The organism is Methylobacter sp. Wu1, assembly GCF_036553575.1.
Taxonomy (GTDB): domain Bacteria; phylum Pseudomonadota; class Gammaproteobacteria; order Methylococcales; family Methylomonadaceae; genus Methylobacter.
Window position 1 is genome coordinate 1 of the sequence record NZ_JAZHOC010000018.1, and the last position, 24,952, is coordinate 24,952.

The 24,952-nt window shown below is 52.5% G+C and carries 23 protein-coding genes; 14 read left to right on the forward strand and 9 right to left on the reverse strand.

The annotated features are described in order from the left end of the window. Window positions 1-119 precede the first annotated feature (119 nt). Window positions 120-515, forward strand: a complete 396-nt coding sequence (locus V2P20_RS01320) for a hypothetical protein (RefSeq protein ID WP_331815258.1) — start codon at window positions 120-122, stop codon at window positions 513-515. Window positions 516-688: 173 nt separating this feature from the next. Here V2P20_RS01320 and V2P20_RS01325 read toward each other — a convergent pair whose 3' ends face one another. The 5 genes from V2P20_RS01325 to V2P20_RS01345 all read right to left on the reverse strand — a co-directional run bounded on the left by V2P20_RS01325 (window position 689) and on the right by V2P20_RS01345 (window position 5,383). Continuing rightward, entirely contained in the window at window positions 689-940 is a 252-nt protein-coding gene (locus V2P20_RS01325; protein ID WP_331815260.1) for a hypothetical protein, read from the reverse strand. Between the two features lie 183 nt (window positions 941-1,123). Beyond that, a complete protein-coding gene (locus V2P20_RS01330; RefSeq protein ID WP_331815263.1) occupies window positions 1,124-1,909 on the reverse strand; it encodes an outer membrane lipoprotein-sorting protein in 786 nt (261 codons plus the stop codon). Between the two features lie 21 nt (window positions 1,910-1,930). Further along, window positions 1,931-3,319, reverse strand: coding sequence for an FtsX-like permease family protein (locus tag V2P20_RS01335; RefSeq protein WP_331815265.1), 1,389 nt, complete (start codon window positions 3,317-3,319; stop codon window positions 1,931-1,933). Next, window positions 3,316-4,038 carry an ABC transporter ATP-binding protein gene (locus tag V2P20_RS01340; protein ID WP_331815269.1) on the reverse strand — a complete coding sequence of 241 codons (723 nt, stop codon included), beginning with the start codon at window positions 4,036-4,038 and terminating at the stop codon, window positions 3,316-3,318. Before V2P20_RS01340 ends, V2P20_RS01335 begins: the two co-directional genes overlap by 4 nt. A gap of 679 nt (window positions 4,039-4,717) precedes the next feature. Then, a complete protein-coding gene (locus tag V2P20_RS01345; RefSeq protein WP_331815272.1) occupies window positions 4,718-5,383 on the reverse strand; it encodes a Crp/Fnr family transcriptional regulator in 666 nt (221 codons plus the stop codon). Between the two features lie 613 nt (window positions 5,384-5,996). Here V2P20_RS01345 and V2P20_RS01350 point away from each other — a divergent pair. The 7 genes from V2P20_RS01350 to V2P20_RS01380 all read left to right on the forward strand — a co-directional run bounded on the left by V2P20_RS01350 (window position 5,997) and on the right by V2P20_RS01380 (window position 16,265). Then, on the forward strand, window positions 5,997-9,389 hold the full coding sequence (locus V2P20_RS01350) for a tetratricopeptide repeat protein (protein WP_331815275.1): 3,393 nt from the start codon (window positions 5,997-5,999) through the stop codon (window positions 9,387-9,389). A gap of 19 nt (window positions 9,390-9,408) precedes the next feature. Next, the gene (locus V2P20_RS01355) at window positions 9,409-9,993 is read left to right on the forward strand and encodes a hypothetical protein (RefSeq protein WP_331815278.1); all 585 of its coding nucleotides are present in this window, start codon (window positions 9,409-9,411) and stop codon (window positions 9,991-9,993) included. A 144-nt stretch (window positions 9,994-10,137) separates the two neighbouring features. Then, window positions 10,138-12,345, forward strand: a complete 2,208-nt coding sequence (locus V2P20_RS01360) for an adenylate/guanylate cyclase domain-containing protein (RefSeq protein ID WP_331815281.1) — start codon at window positions 10,138-10,140, stop codon at window positions 12,343-12,345. A gap of 507 nt (window positions 12,346-12,852) precedes the next feature. Beyond that, window positions 12,853-13,737, forward strand: coding sequence for a ribokinase (locus V2P20_RS01365; protein ID WP_331815283.1), 885 nt, complete (start codon window positions 12,853-12,855; stop codon window positions 13,735-13,737). 73 nt (window positions 13,738-13,810) lie between these two features. Next, window positions 13,811-14,011: a hypothetical protein gene (locus tag V2P20_RS01370; RefSeq protein WP_331815285.1), complete on the forward strand. Its 201-nt coding sequence runs from the start codon at window positions 13,811-13,813 to the stop codon at window positions 14,009-14,011. A gap of 94 nt (window positions 14,012-14,105) precedes the next feature. Next, window positions 14,106-15,791, forward strand: a complete 1,686-nt coding sequence (locus V2P20_RS01375) for an FAD-dependent oxidoreductase (RefSeq protein ID WP_331815287.1) — start codon at window positions 14,106-14,108, stop codon at window positions 15,789-15,791. A 186-nt stretch (window positions 15,792-15,977) separates the two neighbouring features. After that, window positions 15,978-16,265 (forward strand): hypothetical protein, encoded by a 288-nt coding sequence (locus V2P20_RS01380; protein WP_331815289.1) that lies wholly within the window; start codon window positions 15,978-15,980, stop codon window positions 16,263-16,265. 110 nt (window positions 16,266-16,375) lie between these two features. On the opposite strand, the gene V2P20_RS01385 is transcribed toward V2P20_RS01380, so the two are convergent. Next, window positions 16,376-17,074: a PEP-CTERM sorting domain-containing protein gene (locus V2P20_RS01385; RefSeq protein WP_331815291.1), complete on the reverse strand. Its 699-nt coding sequence runs from the start codon at window positions 17,072-17,074 to the stop codon at window positions 16,376-16,378. A 572-nt stretch (window positions 17,075-17,646) separates the two neighbouring features. Here V2P20_RS01385 and V2P20_RS01390 point away from each other — a divergent pair. The 5 genes from V2P20_RS01390 (at window position 17,647) to V2P20_RS01410 (ending at window position 21,379) form a co-directional block, all read left to right on the forward strand. After that, the gene (locus V2P20_RS01390; protein WP_331815293.1) at window positions 17,647-18,021 is read left to right on the forward strand and encodes a helix-turn-helix transcriptional regulator; all 375 of its coding nucleotides are present in this window, start codon (window positions 17,647-17,649) and stop codon (window positions 18,019-18,021) included. After that, complete coding sequence (locus V2P20_RS01395) at window positions 18,018-18,497, forward strand: arsenate reductase ArsC (RefSeq protein WP_331815295.1); 480 nt, start codon at window positions 18,018-18,020, stop codon at window positions 18,495-18,497. The genes V2P20_RS01390 and V2P20_RS01395 overlap by 4 nt, the downstream gene beginning before the upstream one ends. A 17-nt stretch (window positions 18,498-18,514) precedes the next feature. Further along, window positions 18,515-19,237, forward strand: a complete 723-nt coding sequence (gene arsH / locus V2P20_RS01400; RefSeq protein ID WP_331815298.1) for an arsenical resistance protein ArsH — start codon at window positions 18,515-18,517, stop codon at window positions 19,235-19,237. A 194-nt stretch (window positions 19,238-19,431) separates the two neighbouring features. Further along, the gene (gene arsB / locus V2P20_RS01405) at window positions 19,432-20,454 is read left to right on the forward strand and encodes an ACR3 family arsenite efflux transporter (protein WP_348532235.1); all 1,023 of its coding nucleotides are present in this window, start codon (window positions 19,432-19,434) and stop codon (window positions 20,452-20,454) included. A gap of 109 nt (window positions 20,455-20,563) precedes the next feature. Continuing rightward, window positions 20,564-21,379, forward strand: coding sequence for a class I SAM-dependent methyltransferase (locus V2P20_RS01410; RefSeq protein WP_331815301.1), 816 nt, complete (start codon window positions 20,564-20,566; stop codon window positions 21,377-21,379). Window positions 21,380-21,656: 277 nt separating this feature from the next. Here the strand turns inward: V2P20_RS01410 and V2P20_RS01415 are convergent, their stop codons facing one another. Both V2P20_RS01415 and V2P20_RS01420 read right to left on the reverse strand, forming a co-directional pair. Next, window positions 21,657-23,492: an ABC transporter ATP-binding protein gene (locus V2P20_RS01415; protein ID WP_331815304.1), complete on the reverse strand. Its 1,836-nt coding sequence runs from the start codon at window positions 23,490-23,492 to the stop codon at window positions 21,657-21,659. Between the two features lie 282 nt (window positions 23,493-23,774). After that, window positions 23,775-23,930, reverse strand: coding sequence for a hypothetical protein (locus V2P20_RS01420; protein ID WP_331815307.1), 156 nt, complete (start codon window positions 23,928-23,930; stop codon window positions 23,775-23,777). 180 nt (window positions 23,931-24,110) lie between these two features. Here V2P20_RS01420 and V2P20_RS01425 point away from each other — a divergent pair, with 180 nt between their 5' ends. Further along, window positions 24,111-24,245: a hypothetical protein gene (locus tag V2P20_RS01425; protein WP_331815310.1), complete on the forward strand. Its 135-nt coding sequence runs from the start codon at window positions 24,111-24,113 to the stop codon at window positions 24,243-24,245. Between the two features lie 110 nt (window positions 24,246-24,355). On the opposite strand, the gene V2P20_RS01430 is transcribed toward V2P20_RS01425, so the two are convergent. Beyond that, window positions 24,356-24,823, reverse strand: coding sequence for a nuclear transport factor 2 family protein (locus tag V2P20_RS01430; RefSeq protein WP_331815313.1), 468 nt, complete (start codon window positions 24,821-24,823; stop codon window positions 24,356-24,358). Window positions 24,824-24,952 lie beyond the last annotated feature (129 nt).

Sequence of the window (24,952 nt, forward strand, 5' to 3'; positions counted from 1 at the left end):
ATTACTATCTGTCATGGCGGTGTTTTCCTCATGTTGGTGGTTGATCTGGGGAGATCTTTTTACCAACAGGTTACACCGCTTTCCTCTCTAGGTCATACACCAGAAATGACTATACCTCCGTGACGAGCCGAGTATGCCAGAATCAAAAAGACCTTCCGGATGACTGTCCGCGCATCCAATATATTGAACTGGTAAAGGGGACCTTTCATGGAGTATCACCCGACCAAATCGCATTGGTCATCTGGTTGGCATCGGAACCGGCGGCGGAAAACTACACCTATAATGCCCGCCGTTTACGGGGACGTTTTGTCAAACCCGGCGAATATGTCATCGATGAAACATCCCAAGGAAAGGAATGGATCACGGAGAATGCCAACGTGATTTGCGAATACTGGTATGTCGGTTTCGATAATGAGGCACGGAAAACTGAGATCAAACGAACGCATCTGACCTTGCAGCCCGTGTCTCGCGATGATCGTATAAACCGTCGTTTGGAGTATCCAGAACCGGAATAATTAGCCTCCTGTTGCGACCTGAAAACATCGCTCAGGGCTCACATTGTATGTCAATAGAAAATACAGACTATTCCAATGAAAGCAGGCCTTGAAGTCGGCAGCCGGGTGAGTTTCGGCATCCAGTAAGGCGGTTGCCAGAATTTCTTCGCAGCCGTTGGCAAACCGCACCCAAATCAGGCGGAAGGGGCTATTCCGTCCGGAAGCCCTTCAATGTCTAAGGTCCGAGAGGCACGGCGGGTATCGCGGCCGACGGGGCGGGTGGCGATGTGCTTCCAAAGATTGCCGACAGCAAAGGCTTGGACTCCAGGCCATAGACTGCCATCGATGAAGGCCAGGAAGTGCCGTTGCTGGCACAAGGCAAACAGCCATATGGCCGGGAAACCACGGTCTAACACCAGAAGGCCGTCAATGTTTAGGTAGTACAAGCAGGACACGCAGCGCCCGCCCAGCGGCTTCATAACCGGCCAGGGCGGCTTTCAGCATCCGCCCTGAAGCTGTGCTGTACAGCCCAGGGCGGATGCCATGACGAAAGGCTGGCCGACAAGGTCGGTCCGGACATGGAGAACTCTGGCCAATTTATGACTTATTCAACAAAACAGCCCAGCCACCTATTGCCCCTTGAAGCGGGGCAAATAACTGCTTTGCAGCCAGGCCTCGGGAATGTCGACAAAACGGTAGTTGCTCATTTGCATGCGCGTGACCTTCTTGCTGTCGATGCCGTCAATAATGAGCGTCTCGCTGGGCCTTGATTCGCCCAGGTTTTGCTGGAAATTCAGGTAATAGCCGATTTTCATCAGTTTTCCGCTGGAGGCGTAGAATTTTGCCTTGATGGGCTGGCTAGTTGCCTTATCCACCCAGTAATCGATCGCTTCGTAGGTGGCGCTGGGTGTTTTAGCGCTCAGTTTCAAGCGTACCGCGTCACGCTCCTTTTTTTCCGCATCTTTCAGCTGCTCCGGGCCTACCATGGCTACAGAATAATCCAGCGCGAAATTCGTGGACATGACATCGCCATTGGAAGCCTGCCCCAGTAACCTTTGCTGCGGCGACAAGCGTATGCTGTTGCTGGAGGCAGGGTCATAAAACCATATTTCGCTGCCGTTCTGAAGCATGAGCTTATCCCGGTCGCGCAAAGGTTCCAGGAATTGCACCAGGCTGCGGTATTGTCCTGTCTCGCTGTGTTTTTTCGAATGCACCGTTATGACCATTTTGTCGCCGGGTTTGGCGTTGGTATATTCAGTTAAGGTCAGCGTTACCGCAAATGGCTGGGCGGGATTACGGATGTTGTCGGATCTTTCCAATATCTGCTCCGCCGTCAGTTCATTCTTTCCAGTATCTGCAATCGCCGTGGAATTCAAAAAAACGATGGAACATATTATTGTGATTATTTTATTCATACTTTATACCTGCTTCTGGACTTAAACATGACGTATTGCATCAACTATATTCATACGCGCGGCGCGGCGTGCCGGCAGCAAGGAAGATAGCGCCGCGACCATAATCATCACCACCCAGATGCAAAAAATTAATGAAGGATTTTTAAAAGGAAGCACTTGCAAGGCCATGTCGGTTGCACTATTGGGAGGCGACCAGGTATAGCCGGCGCTATTGAAAACGTGCGCAATAATGATGCTTGCCGCCAGGCCTATAGTTGCGCCGACAAAACCGATGACCATTCCTTCCAACAGGAAAAGACGGCGCACGCCGCTGCGGCGCAGGCCAAGCGCGCGTAAAGAGCCAATTTCGTCAATACGTTCCATTACGCTCATGGTTAATGTATTTATGATGGTAAACAGCACGACCAGGATGATGACGATAACCATGAAGGTAAAAATCGCCATGAACATATTGATGACCTGATTAAATTCAGGATTGAATTCCGTATAGTTTTTTATCTCCAGCTTATCCCCGTTGTGGGCGAAAAGATCAGCCAGATGTGTTTGTACGGCCGCCATGTCATTGGTGTCATACAGTTGCAGAACAATTGCGCTGACTCTTTTCTGGTCGCCATAGATCAAGCGTTGCGCCTGGTGTAGATGCATGCCGACAAAGCTGTCGTCAAGCACTTTAACGCCTTGGCGCTGAGCCTCGACCGCGACCAGTGAAATGGCGTTCGGCGCACCGCTGCCGGTTGACCCCAATAAGTCGATGCTCGGTTTGTCGCTTTGACGATTGTCCACTGGCGCTATATCCTGGGCGGCAGACTCCTGAATAGCCAGGATGCCCGCATCGATTTCGGCTGGTTTTTCTTCTTTGGCGATATCCTGACAATCCGAAACCGCCAGAGCTTTGCATAGGTTAAGCATTCTCGCCATGCCGCGGCCTATGACGGCATTTTCCGGTTCCTGATCGGATAAAGGCAGCTGCACGGACGGCATATTCAGGTGATGAGCATCCCAGTCCCGCATCCTGTTATGATCGGACGGCAACAACCCGACGCCAATGAACGTTGTCGAGCTGTTCGCGGAATAATTACCGGCAATCCCTGCAAGATTCACGATAGGGGTAACGATCCGGAGTTTGTCTTTTATCGAAGCGTCATGTTTGATTTCTTCAACGAGCTTATCGTAATCGCTGATATAAAAGTCCGCCGGCCGGCTGAAGCCATACTCCAGATAGCCCTTGGGATAGATATGAAGATGCCCTTCAGCACGGACAATGCCTGTCTGCAGGCCGTAATAAATTGAAGCGATATAGCCGCCGAACATCAGTAAGGCAACCATGCCCACTATGATGGCGAATATTGTTATTGCCGAGCGGCGGCTGTTCCGCATCAGATTTCTGACGGCAATTTGAAAATCGATCATTGTTTTCTTCCCTCTTGGTTCATTTCCAGGACGCCATCTTTCACGCGGATAATCCGGTCCGAATGCTGCATTATTTGCATATCGTGCGTGGAAAAAATAAAGCTCGTTTTATAACGGGATTGCATTTCCAGCATCAGGTTTATTATTTCGTTGCTCGTGCGCGAATCAAGATTGGCGGTGGGTTCGTCCGCCAGCACCATGGCCGGCTGCTTGACCAGCGCCCTGGCGATGGCCACGCGCTGCTGCTCGCCGCCGCTCAATTGGGTCGGACGGTGATTGCGTCGATGATATAAACCGACGGCGTTGAGCATTTCCAAGGACCGCTCCTTACGCTCTGCACGGTCAACTTGATTTAAAATCAAGGGATATTCGACATTTTCATACGCGGATAACACCGACATCAGGTTGAAATTCTGAAATATATAACCTATGTGCTGGTTGCGGAAATCAGCCAGATGATTATCGCTAAGTCCTACAATGTCCCGGCCCAGGATGCTCAATTGGCCGCTGGTCGGCACATCGATGCAACCCAGCAGGTTCAATAACGTTGTCTTGCCGCTGCCGGAAGGGCCTATCACAAAAATAAATTCCTGTCGGTTGAGGGTTAAGTCGATTCGCTTCAAAGCTTCGACCTCGACCTCGCCGCGCTTATATAGCTTGCTGAGGCCTTGAAGCCTGGCAAGGGGTTGATGTTCTTCTTGCTGAATGTAAGGTTGCATGGTTTGTTCTACTTAAAAAGTTATACCTGTACTGAATGTCGCTGTCAGATCCGTGAAAAACACTGTCATCATTGCTTTGCTGGCGCCCGTCGAATTTGTCGACGCGCAATCGCATCCAGATAACCCCGCCTGATGGCGAAGATGCTTTATGCTTGTGATAAACATCAGCGTGACGTATCTCTATCCCTACCGAATCTTTTAATTATGTTCTTTTCTCATTACAGCAATCGCTTGCTATGGTAAGTTCAGTCAGGGTGCGTACCAATGAACAAATTCACATGTGCACAGTGAAATATTGCACAGGTATCCTGTTTTGAAATTGATGCGTTGATGTGGTTACAGGAAAGAAACTGTGAATGTATTCAGCCTGGAAATATTCATGAACCGGCTGCAGCAACGTTTAGATATCAGATTTTATTTTCCTTGATAGTTGGATTTTTCCCGAAAAAAGGCAAAAATCTTCTTTGTTTTATGCTCATGCTTCACTTGTTAGCGTATACCTTGAGTGGCTGATGCAATGATTTCCGAACGCGCCTGACCCGGAAGAATTCAGCACGCGTACAAGGCGAAGTGGAGCAGAACGGTTAGATTGCCGCAGATGAGCTAATTGTGTGATTTTTGCTGCTCGATGGCGGATCCGATAAAACCCGGCTGAAATCTTATGACTTATGTGGAATCATTACCAGGATGCCGGTAGTGTGCGTTGAATTTTGAGCATTTTGTCTTCAATTGCAATATAGGAGCCTTTGGTTAAGTCATGCATGATTTTATTGATCATTTCTCTGGATGAACCCACCATATTGGCTAATTCCTGCTGGCTGGGCTTGTTATGGATGACATAAACATCGCCTTCTTTTTGGGCCATTTCATAGAGCAGTTTAACGGTTCTTTCATAAACATTCGACAAGGCCAATTGTTTGACCTTTTCAGTCAGGTATCTGATTTTCTCCGATAAGGTACCTAACATATTAATCGCCACATCCGGATGCAGGGTAAGCCAATGGATAAAATCCTCTTTGGAAATAACGCCGCATACGGTTTTTTCCAGGGTTGCCACGGAAGCCGATCGGGTTTGATCACTGAGCAATGCCAATTCACCAAAATAAGTACCGGCCTCCTGTATAAGCAAGGTAATTTCCTTACCTTTTTCATCACTGCTAAAAACGCGCACTTTGCCGGAAAGAATAATATAAAGCGAGCCGGTTTCATCCTTTTCCGTGATAATGACTGCCTTTTTGGGAAATTTGATCGATTTTGCTTTTGCCGCCAATGACTCGAGTCTTTCATCGGACAGATTGGCAAGAAAATCGATTTTTTTTAGTGCCGGGAGGATTTCTTGTTGCATAGTGAATTTTTGTTATTTATACAGTGAAACCAATTGGAGAGGCATTATAGCAACGGCGCGCTGTTGAATAAATTATAAATAAGCTAACGCTCCGGTTTCTTGGATGCGGCAGGGCACAAGTGACGGCGGCTGCCTGGAATAATTGCCCTAACGTTTTTTTTCTGCCGCCTTAAGCATAAGTAACTGCATTACAGGAAATTCAGAACAAAAAGAGGCGGTAAAACTGATTATTGCTGATTATTTGGGGTTCAAAATCAGGTGATAATCTTTGTTTGATTTTGGCAGGAGTTTTACAGAGAAAGGCGCTTAATTTATTTAGTTGACCCTTTCCAAAGCCAAGCCGCCTATATTTCATATCCTCTAAAAATCATCATATAAATGCCAGATGCAGGGCCAGCATTTTGAAAAACTTAATGCGGTATCTTGCATGCCGATATCTGTAAAGTGAGCAGCCGGGTAACCGTCCGGCTTTTATTCAGCTTACAAAATTAAATTTCTTGATTTCACGCAAATATAAATATTAGTATGGTTATTTAAGTATAAATACCTAGATATTATTACTTATATATTATTTAGAAAAGCATAGAAATTTCCTCTCTGGAAAAAATAAAAAATGCATTACCTACTTGCTCTATCACTATTTTTATTTGCGCCTGTAAGTTGGTCGGAAGAAACTGTTTCCGATAATAACTGTATTGGCAAACCCTCCGCAAAACTGGTCTCCTTGCAAGGCAATGTATTTTTCGATCCTGACAACAAGGGACACTGGCAACGGGCACAGCTCAATGAAGCAATCTGCGAAGGCAGCCGGGTGCGGGTAGCGCCTTTCAGTCGAGCCTCATTAATGCTGCCCGACAGCATCATCTTGCGCCTTGACGAAGGCACTGTGCTTAGCCTGAACGGCATTAATCCCGACAAGCCTACCTTGCTGGACCTGCTGAAAGGCTTCGTCAATTTTATCAGCCGCACGCCCAGACGCCTGCAAGTCAATACGCCGATCGCCAACGCCGGCCCCGAAGGCACCGAATTCGCCCTGAGCGCCGATGACACCAAGGCCTCGCTATGGGTTTACGAAGGCAAGGTAAGATTTTTCAATGAGCAGGGCAGCATTCGCATCAATCCGGGGCAGGGCGCGCAGGCCTACCGGGGGCAGGCGCCGCAAGCTAAGATTGACATCAAGCCTCAGGATGCCGTGGCGTGGGCGCTTTACTATCCGCCTTTGCTGCCTTATCCCGATGACAAAATGGCAGTTGACGCCGGCATCCGCACAGCGATAGGCGATTTTCGTCAGGGGCGGATTGACGAGGCTTTGTCCCGGCTGGATGCCTTATCGCCTGAGCAACGGACGCCTTATTTTTACAAAATACGCGGCGCCATAAGACTCGCCGTCGGACGGGTTGAACTGGCCTTGCAGGATATCCAGACCTTGCTGGCCGACAACCCCAACGATGCCGAAGCATTGGCATTGCAATCCGTACTGGCGCTGACGCAAAACCGCAAAGATGAAGCTCATAGCCTGGCAAGCCGGGCCGTTGCCTCTGATCCCGGCTCGGCAACGGCGTATTCAGCCTTATCCTATGCCGAGCAAGGCCGCTTTGAACTGGAGAAAGCCTTGAAAGCCGCCGGACAGGCGGTGAAACTCGCGCCGCACGATGCGATGGTCTGGGCACGGAAATCAGAGCTGGAACTCGCCTTGGGCTTGCTCGCCGAAAGCGAGAAAAGCGCAGAAAAAGCGTTAGATCTGGATGCCGGCCTGGAAAGAACACAAACCGTAGCCGGATTTGCCTATTTGCGGCGCATGGATACGGATAAAGCGTTACAAACCTTTACTAAAGCCGTCCAGCTGGATTCCACCTCGCCTTTGGCGCGATTGGGCCTGGGCCTGGCTAAAATTCGCAAAAGCGATTTGAAAGAAGGGCGCCAGGATCTGGAAATCGCCGCCATGCTCGACCCTAACAATTCCTTGCTGCGCAGTTATCTGGGCAAGGGCTATTTCGAAGAAAAACGCAATGCGCTGGCCGAAGACCAGTTTACTTTGGCGAAGGAGCGCGATCCGAATGATCCCACGCCGTATTTTTACGACGCGATGAAAAAACAGACCGAGAACCGGCCGGTTGAGGCCTTGCAGGATCTGCAGCAGGCGATGGCCTTGAATGACAATCGCGCGGTGTATCGCTCCAGGGAGTTGCTGGATTCCGACCGGGCCGCACGCGGGGCCAGCCTGGCGCGTGTCTACGATGATCTGGGCTTTGAACAGCGGGGCGTGGTTGAGGCCATTACTTCGCTGCAAACCGATCCCACCAATTATTCGGCCCATCGTTTCCTGTCGGATACCTACGTCAATCAATCCAGCCGGGAAACCGCGCAGCTTAGCGAACTGCTGCAGGCCAAGCTGCTGCAGCCGATCAATATCAATCCGGTGCAGCCGCATTTATCGGTGTCGCAAAGAGGTTTGCTGAGCGCTTCGGACATGGCCAACTCATCGTTCCAGGATTTTACCCGCAATTTCGAACGCAATCGCCCGCAGCTGATTGCTTCCGGAGTGGTAGGCAACATGGGGACTTATAGCGATGAAGTTACTTTGAGCGGGCTTCTCGATAAGTTTTCTTATAGCCTGGGGCAGTACCATTATCGAACGGATGGGTTTACCAGAGCCTCTGATTCCTATAATCCGGATGAAAATCTGACTAATACCGACCAACGCCATGATATTTACGATGCATTTTTCCAGGCAGCGGTTAATGATCGCTTGAATGCCCAGTTTGAATATGTGTACAGGGACACTGAACAGGGAGATTTTCGGCAGGATCTTATTCCCGGTAATTTATATTCGGAACGAGCTAGATTGAGAGAGAATATTTATCGTGCAGGACTTAACTTAAGAGTATTTACTGATGATCATTTGCTGGCTTCGTATATTCATGCGGATTCCTTTACTCATAATGATTCATCAGGGGCTTCGCCTGAGTTTTCCGGTCAACGTGTAACAGATTTTGACAGTAGCAGTGATTTTGCTGAAGGGCAGTATCTGCGTCATAGTCAGTTCTATAACGTCATAGCCGGTTTCAGTTTCTATTCAATAAAAGAAAAAGAAAAGAATAAATTAGGAACAGATATAGCAACGAATTATGGATCTAGAGACGGCCGTAATGGAAGCAATCAGTATGCCTATCTTAATTTGAAATTGCCCCATCGAGTAACCGGAACATTTGGAGTATCAAATGAATATTCCCATGAAAAAGATCAGAAAGATAAGCTGCGGCTATATCCAAAAGTCGGTCTGATGTGGGACATCAGCGATAGAGCCAAGCTCAGACTGGCCTACTTTAGGGGAAAAAAAAGGTCTTTGGCAACGATGCAATCCATTGAACCGGCTCAGATAGCCGGTTTTAATCAATTTTTTGACGATTTTGCAGACTATTCTTTTTCATTTTATGGAGGCGCGCTGGATTTTGTTATACAGCCTACGGTATTCGCGGGAGTAGAGCTTTCTCAAAGAGACGCTTTTGATCCATTAAAAGGTACTTTATCTTCGAAAAAGGATTTGGCTGCAATTTATCTGAACTGGGCTCTGTTGGATCGATTTTCGATCTCCACGCGCTATCGGTATATATACGATAAATCTCCTGATCGACCAGCCCCTCTTGATAAGCTTTTTACTCATAGTGTTCCCTTAGAGCTCAGATATTTCGATCCTTCCGGATTTTTCGGTAAACTCACAGGAACCTATGTAAACCAGGAAACAGGGGCCTGTGAAAATCAAGAATGTATAGAAAAGCTGGAGGGCGATAGTAAAGAGTCAAGCAGTTTTTTTCTGCTTGATGCGGCAATCGGTTATCGCTTGCCAAAACGGCTGGGTATTGTGAGCCTCGAAGGTAAAAATCTATTAAATAAAAAATACCGGTTTGACGATACGAGCCGGATGGATAATGGCAATATATTTTTTAATGCCAGCGAATTTATTCCACAAAGGGCGATTTTTGGTCGTGTAGTTCTTAATTTCTAATCAATAACAAGGGGCGAGGATGTTTAAAAATAGTGGAAATACCAATTATTTTCAGCAAAATAAAAAAATGGTTTTAAGTCTTGTAGGTATTAGTCTCTTGACAGGTGCGGCTGTTACTAACAGGGTCGTTCTTTCTCAAGAGATTGCTGATGTATATAAAATACGCCCTGATGAAAAACTCAGAGTTCCGCCTCATCGAGTCGTTCCGAAAGATAAATTACTTCCGGTTAAGCCCAAGGGGGAGCCGAGGGCATTGCTGTATGGCGGGTGGATCAATGTGGGCAATATCTCGGGTTATGACGTGAAATACCGCCAATTTGCAATAGGATCAGATTACATATATCAAATTCTTGGCACATCTTCTTCAGATGGAAATCAGCTTGGATTTGCCTGTTTTTGCGCAAATAGTAATACAGTAAAAACCTGGAAAGGAGGAGTAAATAGTTCATGCGATGCAGCGAATCCAAACACTCCAGTGAAATTAGATAATCCTATTATGGGAGTTTATAGCATAGCTGGTGTTCCCATACCGGATGGCGCTTGCTGTAAAGCTGCACCCAGAGTTGGTGCAACTCTCATACCGGGTTTACCCAAATGTAGTTGAAAATTTGGAATTTCTACTACTGATTTTTTAGCTTAAATAATATTTGCATTTAACCCGGCAAAACCGAGTTAAATGGTCTATTTACTTAAATTGATTGTTTTCAATCCGTATTAATCGCGAATCAAACAAAAAGGTCCAGGCACAATGCGCCATTTCCTGCGGGCAATCACTATTGCCTTAATAACATTATTGTCAGGAAGCGGCATTGATTATCTGACCGGCCTGGAAGCATCACTGGGCCTGGATTCTTTATTCCGAATCCGGGGCCAACGCACGCCTCCTGACGAAGTTGTCGTCGTCGCGATGGACGAAACTTCTGAAGCCGTTTTAGGCGTAGGCCAGGATTTGACCCGCTGGCGTGGCTTTCATGCCCGATTAATACGCGAATTGCAACGCCAGGGCGCGGCGCTGATCGTTTTTGACCTTCAGTTTATCGTACCCCATACCGATCATGATCCGGACTTTGCTGCAGCCATGCAGGCGGCAGGCAACGTGCTGGTGACGGAATGCGTGCAGGAATTGCGGCGCGGGGACGAGGATTTTTACGGGCGCGAGGAGTGTTCGGAAAGCAATAAGAAACCTTTCGTACAGATGGATGGGGCGCAGCGGCAGCGGCTTTCCGAACGACTGGTCGCCATGCGCGTAATCGGCTCTACGCCGCTGCTGGCCAAGTCTGCATTGGATCATGCGCCGTTTTATCTGGCTAATGACGCGGAGGAGCCTGTCATTCGGGAAGGCTGGACGTTTCTCGATGCGCTTGCGGAAACCCCGACCTTACCGGTACTGGCGTGGATGTATTACCTTCAGCGCACAGGCGAATTGCAGGGCATGATCCACCCTGAATACCCTTTTTCTGTCTGGCTGACGGAACGGCGCAGGCAATGCCTGTCTGCCGCAGACGAATCCCCGATAAGCCTGCCGGAAAAATCCGCTCTGGCGCGCTTTATTGATGAGGCGATCTGCCTGGAAGACAGGCGGTACATTGATTTCTACGGCCCGGCGCAGACCTTGCGCATGGAATCGTACAGCGATGTCTATGAAGGCAAAGTCACCGACTTGTCAGGCAAAGTGGTATTTGTCGGGAAGGCCAACCGCAAGTTTTCACCGGGCCACATCGACTACTTTCAAACCCCTTTCAGCGACACGCAAAGCGGCAAGGTGGCCGGCGTAGAGATTATGGCTACGCAATTCGCCAATTTACTCGAAGGCCGCAGTATTGCATCGCCGATGCCGCCGGGATTAATGCTACTGATGTTCGGGCTGGTTGTCGGTTTGCTGCTGATCAGGTTCGCCGGGCTTTCCGGCATGGCGGTAAGTTTGCTGGCGGGCGGCGCTTATGCGGGCCTGGCTGTCTGGTGTTTCAGCCGAAGCGGCGTGTGGCTGCCGGTGGCCGTGCCGCTATTGATCCAATTGCCTTTGGCCTGGTTTATTTCATCGTTATGGGCGCGCCGGGACCTGTTGAATGAAAGAAAGCGGATTCTGGCTTTTGTCAGCCGCGTGTTTCCAAAATGGCTGCCGTTCGTCGCGGAATCGCCGGGGCAATGGCGTCCGGAACAAGGCGCGGCGGAATCAACCTCTCAACGGGATGTCGGCGGGGTATGCCTTGCCACGGATATTGAAGGCTATACGACTGTTGCGGCGAATCATACCGCCCATGAAATGTGGGAGTTATTGAATATGTATTACCAGGTGCTGGGCCGTTCGGTGAGTTCGCATGACGGGATAATCCAGGATGTGGCCGGCGATTCAATGATAGCGGTATGGATTGATTTGCCAGCCGCCGACCTGCGGCTGGCAGCCTGTCTGGCGGCGCTGGAAATGAAGCTGGCGGTTGAACAATTCAATGCGGCATCCGGCACCTGCCAGCTTCCCACGCGTATCGGCCTGCACGAAGGCGACATGACGCTTGGCAGGCTGGATGCCGGGGAAGGCAGCCATTTCCGCGCGATTGGCGATACGGTGAATATCGCTTCACGCATCCAGGGCGTAAACAAATTTCTGGGAACTCATATTTTAGCTTCCGCGGCCAGTGTTGCCGGCCTAGGCAGTGTAATCTACAGGCCGGTAGGCGGTTTTCGTCTGGTCGGACGAAATGAACCCATAGAGCTTGTGGAGATTGTGAGTAAGGCGACGAAGACCGATGTGGCTGATTACGTCAAATATGAGCAATTCGCTTCAGGGTTAAGCGCATTCCGGCAAGGCCTGTGGCAAGATGCCGTTGTCAGCTTTCAGGCATTGCTGGACAGGCATGGACAAGATGGCCCGACAAACTTTTATTTGAATCTGGCCTTAATTTACCGGGAAGATCCGCCGCAGCCATGGGACGGTGTCATTACACTGAGCGCAAAGTAAGGCATTATGGCGGCATTGTGGTCGAAAACCTGAAAATACAACTGATGTTGCGCAGCTGTAGGGTCGAATTCATTCGACTCGAGACGTTATAAAGCGATATTTCAGTGCGAATGAATTCGCACCTACAGCTGCGCAGTATCAGTCATTAAGGTGAAACAGGGCTTGGCTTATTTATCAATTTCTCTTTGCACGGTTCGCCTCGAGTGCTTTCAGCTTAAGAACCGGCTTTTGCTTTAGCGGCCGATCTTTTTAAAAACTAAGAATTTGCAAGTTATAACTGATGCTCTTGCCTCTATCATACGCCGCTTCAAATCGCATCTTCCCAGCATCCTGCAACTGTCCCATTTTCATGTTTGTTCAGTATTGCAAGAAAAAAGAACAGGTTATGGGCTACAAGCCTGGTCATCCTATTTGTTTTCAAAAGATATTAACCCCCCCTGTTGTCAAGTTTTTACGAATGCTGTAAAAGCATAAGAAAGTGACTATTACTTTCTTATTTTGGCAGCGATGAAAAGAGTGCTGAACTTCGGGTCGATCAATGTTGATCATGTCTATACTGTCGAGCATTTCGTGCGTCCCGGTGAAACCATCAGTTGCCGGAAATACCGCCGATTTGCCGGAGGCAAGGGCTTGAACCAGTCCATTGCGCTTGCCCAGGCCGGTATGTGCGTGTATCACGCCGGCAAAGTAGGCGCCGCAGACGCCTGGCTGAAAACGTTGATGGAAGACAAGGGCGTGGATACGGGATTTGTACAAACAATCGACGGCCCCAGCGGGCACGCCATCATTCAGGTGAATGCGGAGGGTGAAAACTCCATCATAATCGTCGGCGGCGCCAATCAGCTCATAAGCGAATCAGACGTGCAGGGCATCGTTGCTGATTTCGGACCGGATGATTATCTTCTCGTGCAAAACGAGGTGAATGCCGTGCCGCAGATAATCCAGGCCGCGAAAGCCAAAGGGTTGACGATCATATTTAACCCCGCTCCCATGAGTGCGCAAGTGCTCAATTATCCGCTTGAACTGGTGGACATTCTCATAATGAACGAGACTGAGGCGCAGGCCCTCACCGGAGAAAGCGAGCCGGATAGCATCGGCAAGACTCTCAGCCGGCGGTTTCCCCGAACGGCGGTTGTACTCACTTTAGGCGGCAAGGGCGCCGCCTATTTCAGTCCGAAGGCCCGGTTCTATCAGCCGGCGGAAAAAGTCCATGCCGTAGACACAACAGGAGCCGGCGATACGTTTATTGGCTTCTTTTTGGCTGAGTTCATCGAAACCAACAATCCAGAGGCCGCCCTGCAATGGGCAGTTCGCGCGGCAGCGCTATGCATCACGCGGCATGGCGCTGCCGACTCGATACCGTCCCGAAGGGAACTTGAGGTGATCCAATAACCGACGTCAGGCGATTGCAGACTCAACAAGCGGTTGATCCACGGCATCATCGTTAAATGGGGAATAAAGATTCATGAAACAGCCATGGTTATGGTGGAAAAAAGAGGATCTCAGGGCAGAGCGACAACAGTCAATCGATGAAGGCCGCGATCTAAGCCCGGCGGAACCGGAGTTCAAACGGCTTTTTGCAGGCGATGTACCCGAGGATGCGCAGTTCCAGACGGCCGGGGATAACCTGCTGGATGCCCCGTCTTTTGCAAGTGCGGTCGGATGATCACTGCATCGAGCCATCCTATGATGCTGTCGGAATGGCAGATCAATTTCAGAAAGCGATTTTAACCTACAACCGAGCCGGGAGATTTAAGCTCATGAATGCAGCAAACAAACGTATCCTCATCGTCGGCGGCGTGGCCGGCGGAGCCACCTGCGCGGCGCGTATGCGCAGGCTCTGCGAGACATGCGAGATCGTCGTGTTCGAACGAGGCCCGCATGTATCCTTTGCCAATTGCGGCCTGCCTTATTTCGTGGGCGATGTCATCGAATCGGAAGCCAAACTGCTGGTGGCCAGCCCGGAAATGTTCAAGCACCGCTTCAACATCGAAATCCATACCGAAACGGAGGTCACGCGCATCGACCGGCAAGCCCGGTTGATCGAAGTGCGCGATCTCAAAACCGGCGCCGCGCGGAAAGAACCTTATGACGCCCTGGTGCTGGCAACCGGCGCCCAGCCGGTGCGTCCGCCCCTGCCGGGCATCGACCTGCCGGGCATTTACGTGCTGCGCAATATCCCTGACAGCCGGAAGATCAAGGCCGCGGTCGCCAATGCCTCGCGCGCGCTGATCGTAGGCGGCGGTTTTATCGGCCTGGAAATGGCTGAAAATCTGGTCGGACTTGGACTTGATGTTACCCTGCTGGAATTGGCCGATCAGGTCATGCCGCCGCTGGACCCTGAAATGGCCGGCTACGCCGCCGAACGCCTGAAAGCCAATGGTGTGCATCTGAGATTGGGCGAAGCTGTCGAAGCCTTCGAACAGCTCCCCGGGCGCGGCTTGAGCGTGCGTACTTCAAAAGGCGCGACGCTAACCGCCGACCTGGTCATTCTGGGGATCGGCGTGCGGCCCGAGTCCGCGTTGGCCCGCGATGCCGGTCTGGAACTGGGCGAGCTCGGCGGCATTCGCGTCGATCCCTGCCAGCGCACCAGCGATGCCGCCATCTGGGCGGTGGGGGACGTGGTCGAAGTGAAAAACAGGATCACCGGGCAATGGCAGCTCGTCCCGCTGGCAGGACCGGCCAACCGGCAGGGACGAGTGGCGGCCACCGCCATTCTCCACCATTTTTCGTGCAGCGATGCTGAAACGCGGCCGCCTCTGGCTTTTGAGGGTGTGCTCGGAACAGCTGTCTGTGAAGCTTTCGGCCTTACCGTCGCCTGCACCGGCGTCAACGAAAAGCAGCTCAAACGCGCCGGCATGGATTTCGAAAAGGTCTACCTGCATCCGGGACACCATGCCAGTTATTTTCCGGGCGCCAGGCCGATCCACATCAAATTGCTGTTCTCCAAAGCGGACGGCAGGATTCTCGGCGCGCAAGCCGTGGGCGAGCTCGACGTGGCGAGAGTCATCGACGTCATTGCCACGGCCATGATGCAGGAATCTTCGGTATTCGATCTGGAAGACCTGGAGCTTTGCTACGCGCCCCAGTTCGGCGCCGCCAAAGATCCGGTTAACATGGCCGGCATGGTGGCCGCCAACCATCTGCGCGGCGATCTGCAACTGGCTAACTGGGATGAGCTGGCATCCACTGAGGCCCTGCTGGTGGATGTCCGCAGCGAGGCGGAGTACAGCAAAGATCACATTCCGAATTCCCAAAACATTCCCCTCGAATCCTTGCGCGACCGGCTGCACGAACTGCCCAGGGCGCGGGAAATCTGGCTGATTTGCGGTGTCGGGCAGCGGGCTTATTATGCGTATCGTCTTTTGCAGCAGAGCGGCCTGCAGGTAAAAGTGCTCTCCGGCGGCATGCAGACTCGTCAGGCCTGGAGGAAAGCCAGCGAGTGAGCGCGTTGGAAAGTGAAAAGACGGCAGTGCATCGTGCAAAAGAGAAATTCAAAAGAGCAATTGCAGTGATTAACCTTTATTGCCATAGAGCGCTGAACAGGTAGAGCTACGATTTAAAGCAAGCTTAAGCCAGCGAATGCTACCCTCTGATTACAATGTAAAAATTGACTAGGGGGAACTATGATTATGGCTAAGTTTAAACTTGATGATGGCACTGAGTATCTGGCGGAAGATTTTATTGACGGGCATTTAATTAACCCGCTTTTGCTGCGAGGATCTACTCCGACAGAATCTTTCATTCTTCGTACAGACCATGTGATGTCAGTGCATTGCCTGATGGGTGGAAGCCTCAGATGCTGGGGCGTCTTTGATACGCTCGATGAAGCCTTGAATTGCGCCAAAACGGGCCCTTCCTGGCGTAACAGATCTCATGGCGAGCGGCAAATCCGTGAAAAGGCGTCGATGATTCGCTAGCTTACTCTCATGGCCGCCTAAAGCCAGGCGGGAACAGGCAAGCTGCTCTCGATGGCAATCAACGCGGCAAAGCTCAAAAAAAAGGCCGGTATACCCGGCCTTTATTCTATTTATGACAGCCAACTATTAAGCACCAAAGTTTTACGACGTTTGCTAAAGAATCCTAACCCTGCCAATGCAGAACCAAACAACCATACTGTTGCCGGTACGGGTACTGCGCTTGGATTGGGAGGAGGCAGGGCGCCGCCGTTGATAATCAGGGATGATTTGGCGAGCGAAACGGCCCAGTTGTCGCCCAAAGTGTCTATCGCTATCTTTAATTGTAAACCGGCATTGATTTCATCAAACCAGGAGGAAGCCAGATCGAATGTGGTGAAAGACCATATGTCGCCCGCGCCGGCCAAGTTGCCCAGCAACTCCCACGACGAGCTGTCATTACTCCAACCGTAAATATTGTCTATTTCTCCCGCATCTGTATCGGCATCAAAGGCGCTGACAGATACCGCGGCGCTGTTGATGGCGTCGGCGACCGGGCTGAACTGCCAGCTCCAGTCGTCCCCTTGCCACCTGTAATACGGGCTGCTTTCTTTGCTGGCTTCATCTGGAGTCCAGTAGGTTGTGCCAGGACCAGGGTTGAAGAAGTCCAGGGTTTGGGTGGATGCAAAAGCTGCGCTTGTTAAATCCAATGATAAGGCAGCCAAAACTAATATAGTCGATAAAAGTTTCATAAAATTCACTTCCATATTGATGCAAAAGATTGTTGATAAAATAAGGAAGAATACAGCCCCTATGTTTTGTTCCTTGATCAATCAAGGAAATTCATTATCAATTTCTTAGAAAAGGTCAGTCATCACCCATATGGGTGATGGCAACCAAAATTTCTCAAATTTTTCGCGGCCGGTTGTGAATTTTCCGGATGCGAGTCAACAAGAAGATCAAACGGATCAATCTACCCTGGCTCACCAGGCGCCTGGTTTATTGTCTGGTGTTATGCGCGAATCGATCTATCAGCTGTTTTAGTATTACTGCGGCCGTCATCATAAATTAGCCATGAGCCCTGATTGGCCTCGATAGAGTTTAGCTCTGGGAAATAGCCTCCAAAGAGTCCAAAACAGCCCTAATGGACATTTAAAGTTAGGACTTACGCAAGCCTGTGGGGGCGACTTCGCCTAGAGCGCCTACTGTTGGCAGTCGCCTTTTTCTGAATGGGCGACTCAAGTCGCCCCACAGGTTTTAAAACCGCTTGTTTCAGCAGTTGAACAGGCAAACTGCGTAAGTCCTGAAAGTGTTTCATTAAGGCTGTTCATTTTGACTATGCCGATACGAAACCGTGATCATTTAAAACGTTTCAATATTTCAATAATTGTTGTAGTATTGATTTATGGATAAAACTACTGCCACTTCGATTTTCGAATCTCTCTCATCCGGCGTGCGTCTGGATGTGTACCGGTTATTGGTAAAACACGGCCCCAATGGATTGGTGGCGGGTGAAATCGCCACGGCATTGAGTCTGCCGCCCACGAACCTGTCCTTTCATTTAAAGGCCATGACCCATGCTCAATTGCTGCATGTGGCCCAGGAAGGCCGTTTCCAGCGCTACCGGGCCAACCTGGCGCTGATGCAGGAGCTGATCGCCTATCTGACCGAGGAGTGCTGCGCCGGGCATCCCGAACAGTGCTTCGATCAAGCGCCGGCATCCGGTTGCTGCGATTCAAGTTCACCGATTTCATTAACCCAGACGGAATCCATTCCATGAATGTGTTGTTTCTTTGCACCGGCAATTCCTGCCGCTCCATTCTCGGCGAAGCCACCTTCAACCATTTGGCCCCGGCAGGCTGGCGAGCCATGAGCGCCGGCAGCAAGCCCACCGGGCAGGTCCATCTGCGCTCGCTGGCGCTGTTGAACCGCGAGGGTATTTCGACCGAAGGCCTGCACAGCAAGTCGTGGGACAACCTGCCGCAGACGCCGGATATTGTCATCACCGTATGCGCGAGCGCGGCAGGCGAAACCTGCCCGGCTTATCTGGGCCCAGTCCTGCGCACGCATTGGGGTGTCGAAGACCCGGCCCATGCGGCCGGCAGCGACGAGGAAGTCGATACGGCTTTTATGACCGCCTACCGCATCCTGCGTCATCGCATCGAAACCTTGCTGGCTTTGCCGCTGGCAGAACTGGAAAACGACCCGGCGCGCCTGAAGGCAGAGTTGGATCGTATCGGCAACCTGTTTCCTTAAGTTTTAAGAGGGCCAACGTGTCTGACTTATTGAATGATTTACCGAATATCGAGCGTGAACTGTTCCGAGTTCCGGACCTGAACCAACTCCAGCCAGCGACTCCTTCCACGCACGCCCCGCGTTTCCTGCTGTTGTACGGCTCTCTGCGCGAGCGCTCTTTCAGCCGTTTGCTGGCCGAAGAAGCCGGCCGGCTGCTCCGGGCCATGGGCGGCGAGGTGAAGATCTTCAACCCCAGCGGCCTGCCGCTGCCTGACGATGCGCCCGAAACGCATCCCAAGGTAGTGGAACTGCGGGAACTGACCCAATGGGCCGAAGGCATGGTCTGGTGCTCGCCGGAACGCCATGGCGCCATGACCGGCATCATGAAGACGCAGATCGACTGGATTCCGCTGTCTATAGGCGCCATTCGTCCCACCCAGGGCAAGACCCTGGCGCTGATGCAGGTATGCGGCGGCTCGCAGTCCTTCAATGCCGTCAACCAGATGCGCGTCCTGGGCCGCTGGATGCGCATGCTGACCATCCCCAATCAGTCGTCCGTCGCCAAAGCCTATCTGGAATTTGACGACAACAACCGGATGAAGCCGTCGGCTTATTATGACCGGGTGGTGGACGTGATGGAGGAACTGTTCAAGTTCACGCTGCTGACCCGGGATGTGGCGCCTTATCTGGTGGACCGCTACAGCGAGCGCAAGGAGAGCGCCGAAGCACTGTCCCGGCGGGTTAATCAGGCCACTATCTGATGAGGCAGGGATGCCGAGAAATTGATTCGGTCTTTATGATGGCTTGCTGCAGCAGTCAGTCAAACGGCTATCGTTCCGCTCATATAAACTGAGGATCACCTTTCATGAACACACAAGATCTTCCTACCTCAAGGCGGCCTCCTGATCGTCCTGACAGCGGACCAACCCATGTGGCTCCCAAGCGTTTGGGATTCATGGCCCGGTTTCTGACGCTGTGGATTTTCATGGCCATGGCGGCCGGCGTGGCCGTAGGCAATTTCGTCCCCGAGGTCACGACCTGGCTGACCCGCTTTCAGGTCGGGACGACTTCCATGCCGATCGCCATCGGTCTCATCCTGATGATGTATCCGCCGTTGGCCAAGGTCCGCTATGAGGAACTGCCCTTGGTCTTCAAAGACCTGAAGGTGCTGTCGCTTTCGCTGATCCAGAACTGGGTGATCGGCCCCCTGCTGATGTTCGTGCTGGCGATCATTTTCCTGCGGGACTATCCCAGCTATATGGTGGGACTGATCATTATCGGCCTGGCCCGCTGCATTGCCATGGTGCTGGTCTGGAACGATCTGGCTGAGGGCGATACCGAATATTGCGCCGGGCTGGTGGCCTTCAACTCCATTTTCCAGATGCTGTTCTTTTCCGTCTATGCCTATCTTTTCGTGACCCTGCTGCCCGACTGGCTGGGCATCGCGTCCGGGCTGGAAGTGAAAATCACCATGCTGGAGGTGGCTGAAAGTGTGCTCATTTATTTGGGCATCCCTTTCTTCGGCGGCATGCTGACCCGGTTTATCCTGGTGGGGCAAAAAGGCCGGGCGTGGTATGAGGAAAAGTTTATCCCGAAAATCAGCCTGATTACTCTGATCGCCTTGCTGTTCACGATTCTGGTCATGTTTTCCCTGAAAGGCGAATACATCGTGCAGTTGCCGCTGGATGTGCTGCGCATCGCCGTTCCGCTGGTGATCTATTTCATCATCATGTTTCTGGTCACGTTTTATATGTCCGCCAAGGCCGGCGCCGGTTATCGCATCAGCGCCACGCTGTCGTTCACGGCGGCCAGCAATAACTTCGAGCTGGCGATCGCCGTGGCGGTGGCGGTGTTCGGGCTGCAGTCAGGCGAAGCCTTCGCGGCGGTGATAGGGCCGCTGGTGGAGGTGCCGGTGCTGATCGGGCTGGTCAACGTGGCCCTTTACTTCAGGAAAAAGTACTTCATGCCTGCCCGGTAATGACCGTACAGGCAGACGGTGGGGAAACCGCAGGCCCGGGATAGGGTAAACTTATCCCTAAGCGCTACCTCAATAATTACACCATCGACTATTTAACAGCGAGACAGCCATGAATGAACTTGAAGCCGCCAAAGCCAAAGCGGCCATGACCTACAACGCAGCAGCCGACTATTTCGACCACCCGGTCAGTTCCTTCTGGCACGGCTTTGGCCGGCAGACCATCGAGCGCATCAGCTTGCGGCCGGGAGAGCGGGTGCTGGATGTCTGCTCCGGCAGCGGCGGCTCCGCACTGCCTGCGGCCGAGCTGGTTGGACCCGGCGGCCAGGTGGTGGCGTCTGATCTTGCTGAACGTTTGATTGCTCTGGCTGAGGCTAAGGCGCAGGCCAGAGGCCTGGAAAACATCGAGTTCAGGGTTGCCGATATGCTGGATCTGGGCTATCCGGATGCCAGTTTCGATGCGGTCGTGTGCGTGTTCGGCATCTTCTTCGTGCCGGATATGGCGGCGGCGGTCAAAGAGTTATGGCGCATGGTGAAGCCCGGCGGCCGTCTGGCCATCACGACTTGGGGGCCCGACCTGTTCGAGCCGGCCAACAGCGCCTTCTGGGACGCCATTGCCGATGTACGCCCGGACCTGCAGCGAAGCTTCAATCCCTGGGAGCGCATTTCAGAGCCGTCCGGACTGCGCGAGATGCTCGCCGAGGCCGGCGTATGTACTGATAACATTGTGGCAGAAACCGGCGCGCATCCGTTGAATACGCCGGAGGACTGGTGGCTGATTGCCATGGGCAGCGGCTATCGAGGCACGCTGGCGCAACTCGATGTGGAAGCTTTAACTTATGTGCACGAAAAAAATCTGGCACATCTGGATGCACATCAGGTGAAGGCTATAGCCACGAACGTCATTTACGCAGTGGCTACCAAGTAAGAGGTCTTGCAGGTCTGACTTTGTCGATTACAAAGGCTCTGAAGCCGAGAATTTTGAGCGCATTTAATCCGAGCGCATAGTCATGAAATGCAAGTCCATACGGATAAATGCTGCAGCGGTTTGCCAGTGATTGGCAGCGGACTGTCATGGGCTGAAACGGCCAGGGTGAAACAGGCTTAAGCCGCACGCGGGACATTCCGGTTGCCAGCTAATGACGGGCGGCGGCGATCCCGCCACCCGTCATTATCAGGCTGTAAACGCGTACTCTCTCACCATGCTACTCGGTGTCGGAATCCGGTGAGCATACGCTGCCGGATACCTCCTTTTTCCGTTTCGGGCGCGCGCTTGGCTCGGTATCGAAGCCTTCCGCTTGCAGGCGCCAAAGTGTCTCGAACACGCCGCCGCTCTGGCGCAGCTCATGAGGAGACCCGCTTTCGACGATGTGCCCCTGATGCAGCACGATGATGCGGTCGAAGCCGGACAGCGTCGACAGCCGGTGCGCCACGGCCAGTACCGTGCGGCCTTGCATCAGCTCGCTCAAGGCGGCCTGGATCTCCGCTTCGGAATGGGTATCAAGCGCCGAAGTGGCCTCGTCGAGAATCAGGATCGGCGCATCCTTCAGGAACGCCCGTGCGATCCCCAAGCGCTGGCGCTGGCCGCCGGAAAGCATCACGCCGCGCTCGCCGACCACGGTCTGGTAGCCGTGCGGCAGTTCGCGGATGAACTCATCACAGAAGGCGTGCCGCGCCGCTTCGTAGACTTCTTCATCGCTCGCCTCGGGACGACCATAGCGGATATTCTCGAGGATGCTGCGGTTAAACAGCGCAGTCTCCTGCGGCACCACGGCGATTTGCTTGCGCAGACTGTCCTGGCTGACGCTGCGGATATCCTGTCCATCGATCAGAACACGCCCGCCCTGCACATCGTCAAGACGCTGGACCAGGCTGATCAGGGTGGATTTGCCGGCACCGGATGAGCCGACGATGCCAACCTTTTGTCCGGCCGGGATATGCAGGTTGAAGTCTTTAAACACCTCGCGGCGGCCCTGATAGACGAAGCGGATATTCTCAAAGTCGATGCTGCCTTGGGTCAGGACCAGCTGAGGCTCGGGATCGTCCAGATCATGAGGCGGGCTAATGATACGCAGGGTATCGGCGATCGCGCCGATCTTCTGCGTGCTGTCCACCAGTGCCAAAGCCAGATCCCGTGAGCCATGCAGGATTCGAAACGTCAGCGTGCTGACCATGACCACATCGCCGGTCGTAACGGCGCCAGCCAGCCACAGATTGATGGCCCACACCAGCATCCCGCCGGCCATCAGCGACAGGCAGACATCATGGATCACCCGGGCCAGCTCCACATGCATCCAGCTGCGCAGATGGGCGCGCGCTTCCTTACCAAAAAGCTGAGCCAGGCGTTCGCTTTCACGGTTGCGCGCCGAAAAGGCTTTGATGGTCCAGACGTTGGACACGGCATCCACCACTTCACCACCGACCTTCGAAACCTGAGTGGCAAAGTGCTGATGTTTGGTTCGGCCACGGATGCCGAGACCCGTGATCAACGCGGAAACCGCGATCGCGAAGCCGACCAGCGTCAACGCCATGCGTTGATCCACGCTCAACAGCACCACCATCGCGCCGAAGAAATCGACGATAGGCGGCATAATCCTCCAGATCAGCCCGCCATAGATCGATTCGACCGCACCGGAGACCGCGGTGATTCGGTTGCCCAGCGAACCGGTCGGCAGCTGCTGGAAATAGCGCATCGAGTGGCCGGTCAGGTATTTGAACAAGTCAATGCGCATGTCTACGCAGCTGGCCAGTATCGTACGGGAGCCGAGCCAGCCGCTAAGGCGCAAAAGGGTGTTCTCGATGACGATCAGGCTGATCAACAGCCCCAAGGCGAACCAGACAGTGGTATGGGCTCGGCCGTCGCCGGACATGGCATCGACCAGCAGCTTCATGCCGTACTGTACGGCAATCGCGCTGCTTGCAGCGCCAAAAATGATGACCATCAGGCCGCCGAAATGCCAGGGCCGCATGCGGATATAGTGCCAGAGAAAGGCCAGCGGCTTGCTGGGCAGCAGTTTAACTTTCGAATGAGGGTTTTGCATAAGGAGGGAACAAACTTCTTTGCGGGGATTTTAAAAATGACAAAGCCGCACTGCTGTAGCTTCAGCTTGTCGGCCAAATTGGCGCGATCGTCTTGCCAGTCATGATGCGCAAGGCTGAAATGCTGATTCGAAGGATACAGTCGGCATCGTTAGAATACCTCAGCTAGATTAACGTACGCTTAGCTCATAGTGATGGGATCGATGCCGGGAAAAGAGCCGGTTCTGTCGCGTTAGCAGAGTATTTCAGCTGGCAACGTATTAGTCACCCCGCATGTCGATCTGTTATTCGTCGATTTTCAGAGACAGGCCCGTCTTCGCCTGAACGGCAACGCTTTCATCCAGGAAGACAATCCCTTGCTCAAGCACTGGCCGGAAGCCGAACTGGTGCTGCGGGTCAAAGTGCGGGAAATGTTCCCGGACTGTCCGCGTTATATCCACCAGGACTTACGCAGTTTGCCTGTTCAGCTGCTGAAACAAGCGGTTTTAAAACCTGTGGGGCGACTTGAGTCGCCCATTCAGAAAAAGGCGACTGCCAACATTAGGCGCTCTAGGCGAAGTCGCCCCCACAGGCTTGCGTAAGTCCTATCCACAAAATGGAATTGATCGAGAAATCGGCTTGTGCCCAAGGCCCAGTGTGAAACGCCCGTGCCGGCCTGGAAGCGTCTGGAGGCTGTGGCCGATGTGCTGCCGCCTCGTGATGCGCATCTGGCCGGAAGCGAACAGGATGACGCAGCCGCATTGAACAGAAGCTGAGAAGCTGCTGACAGAGGGCGGCAGTTTCAGATGATTGCGCCATCTATTGGCTCCGGCTGTAAAAGATCCGGTAGAGATGGCGCAGTAATGATACCCCCCGTCAGCCTGTTTTACAGGCCCAGGTCGCTCAGTCCGGGATGATCATCGGGGCGTCTGCCCAGCGGCCAGAAGAACTTACGCTCGGACTCCTTGATGGGCAGATCGTTAATGCTGGCGTAGCGGCGCATCATGAAGCCGTGTTCGTTGAATTCCCAGTTCTCATTGCCGTAGCTGCGGAACCACTGCCCGGAGTCGTCATGCCACTCGTAGGCAAAACGCACGGCAATGCGATTGCCGGTACAGGCCCATAATTCCTTGATCAACCGGTAATCCAGTTCCCTGGCCCATTTGCGCGACAGGAACTGGCGAATTTCCTCATGCCCGGCCGGAAATTCGGCGCGATTGCGCCAACGCGAGTCTTCCGTGTAGACAAGCACTACACGGTCCGGATCGCGGGTGTTCCAGGCATCCTCAGCCATGCGCACCTTTTGGGCGGCGGTTTCAGGCGTAAAAGGGGGAAGCGGCGGTTTGTTTTCCATATCTGATCTCCGGCAGTGGTTAGCGATAGAAGTAGACAAGTCTGTCTACCGCCAAGAATGTTACCCTTTGTAGACAGTTCTGTCTGCAATACAGGCATGCAATTGAATAGAGCCTAGCTGTGTGACAAC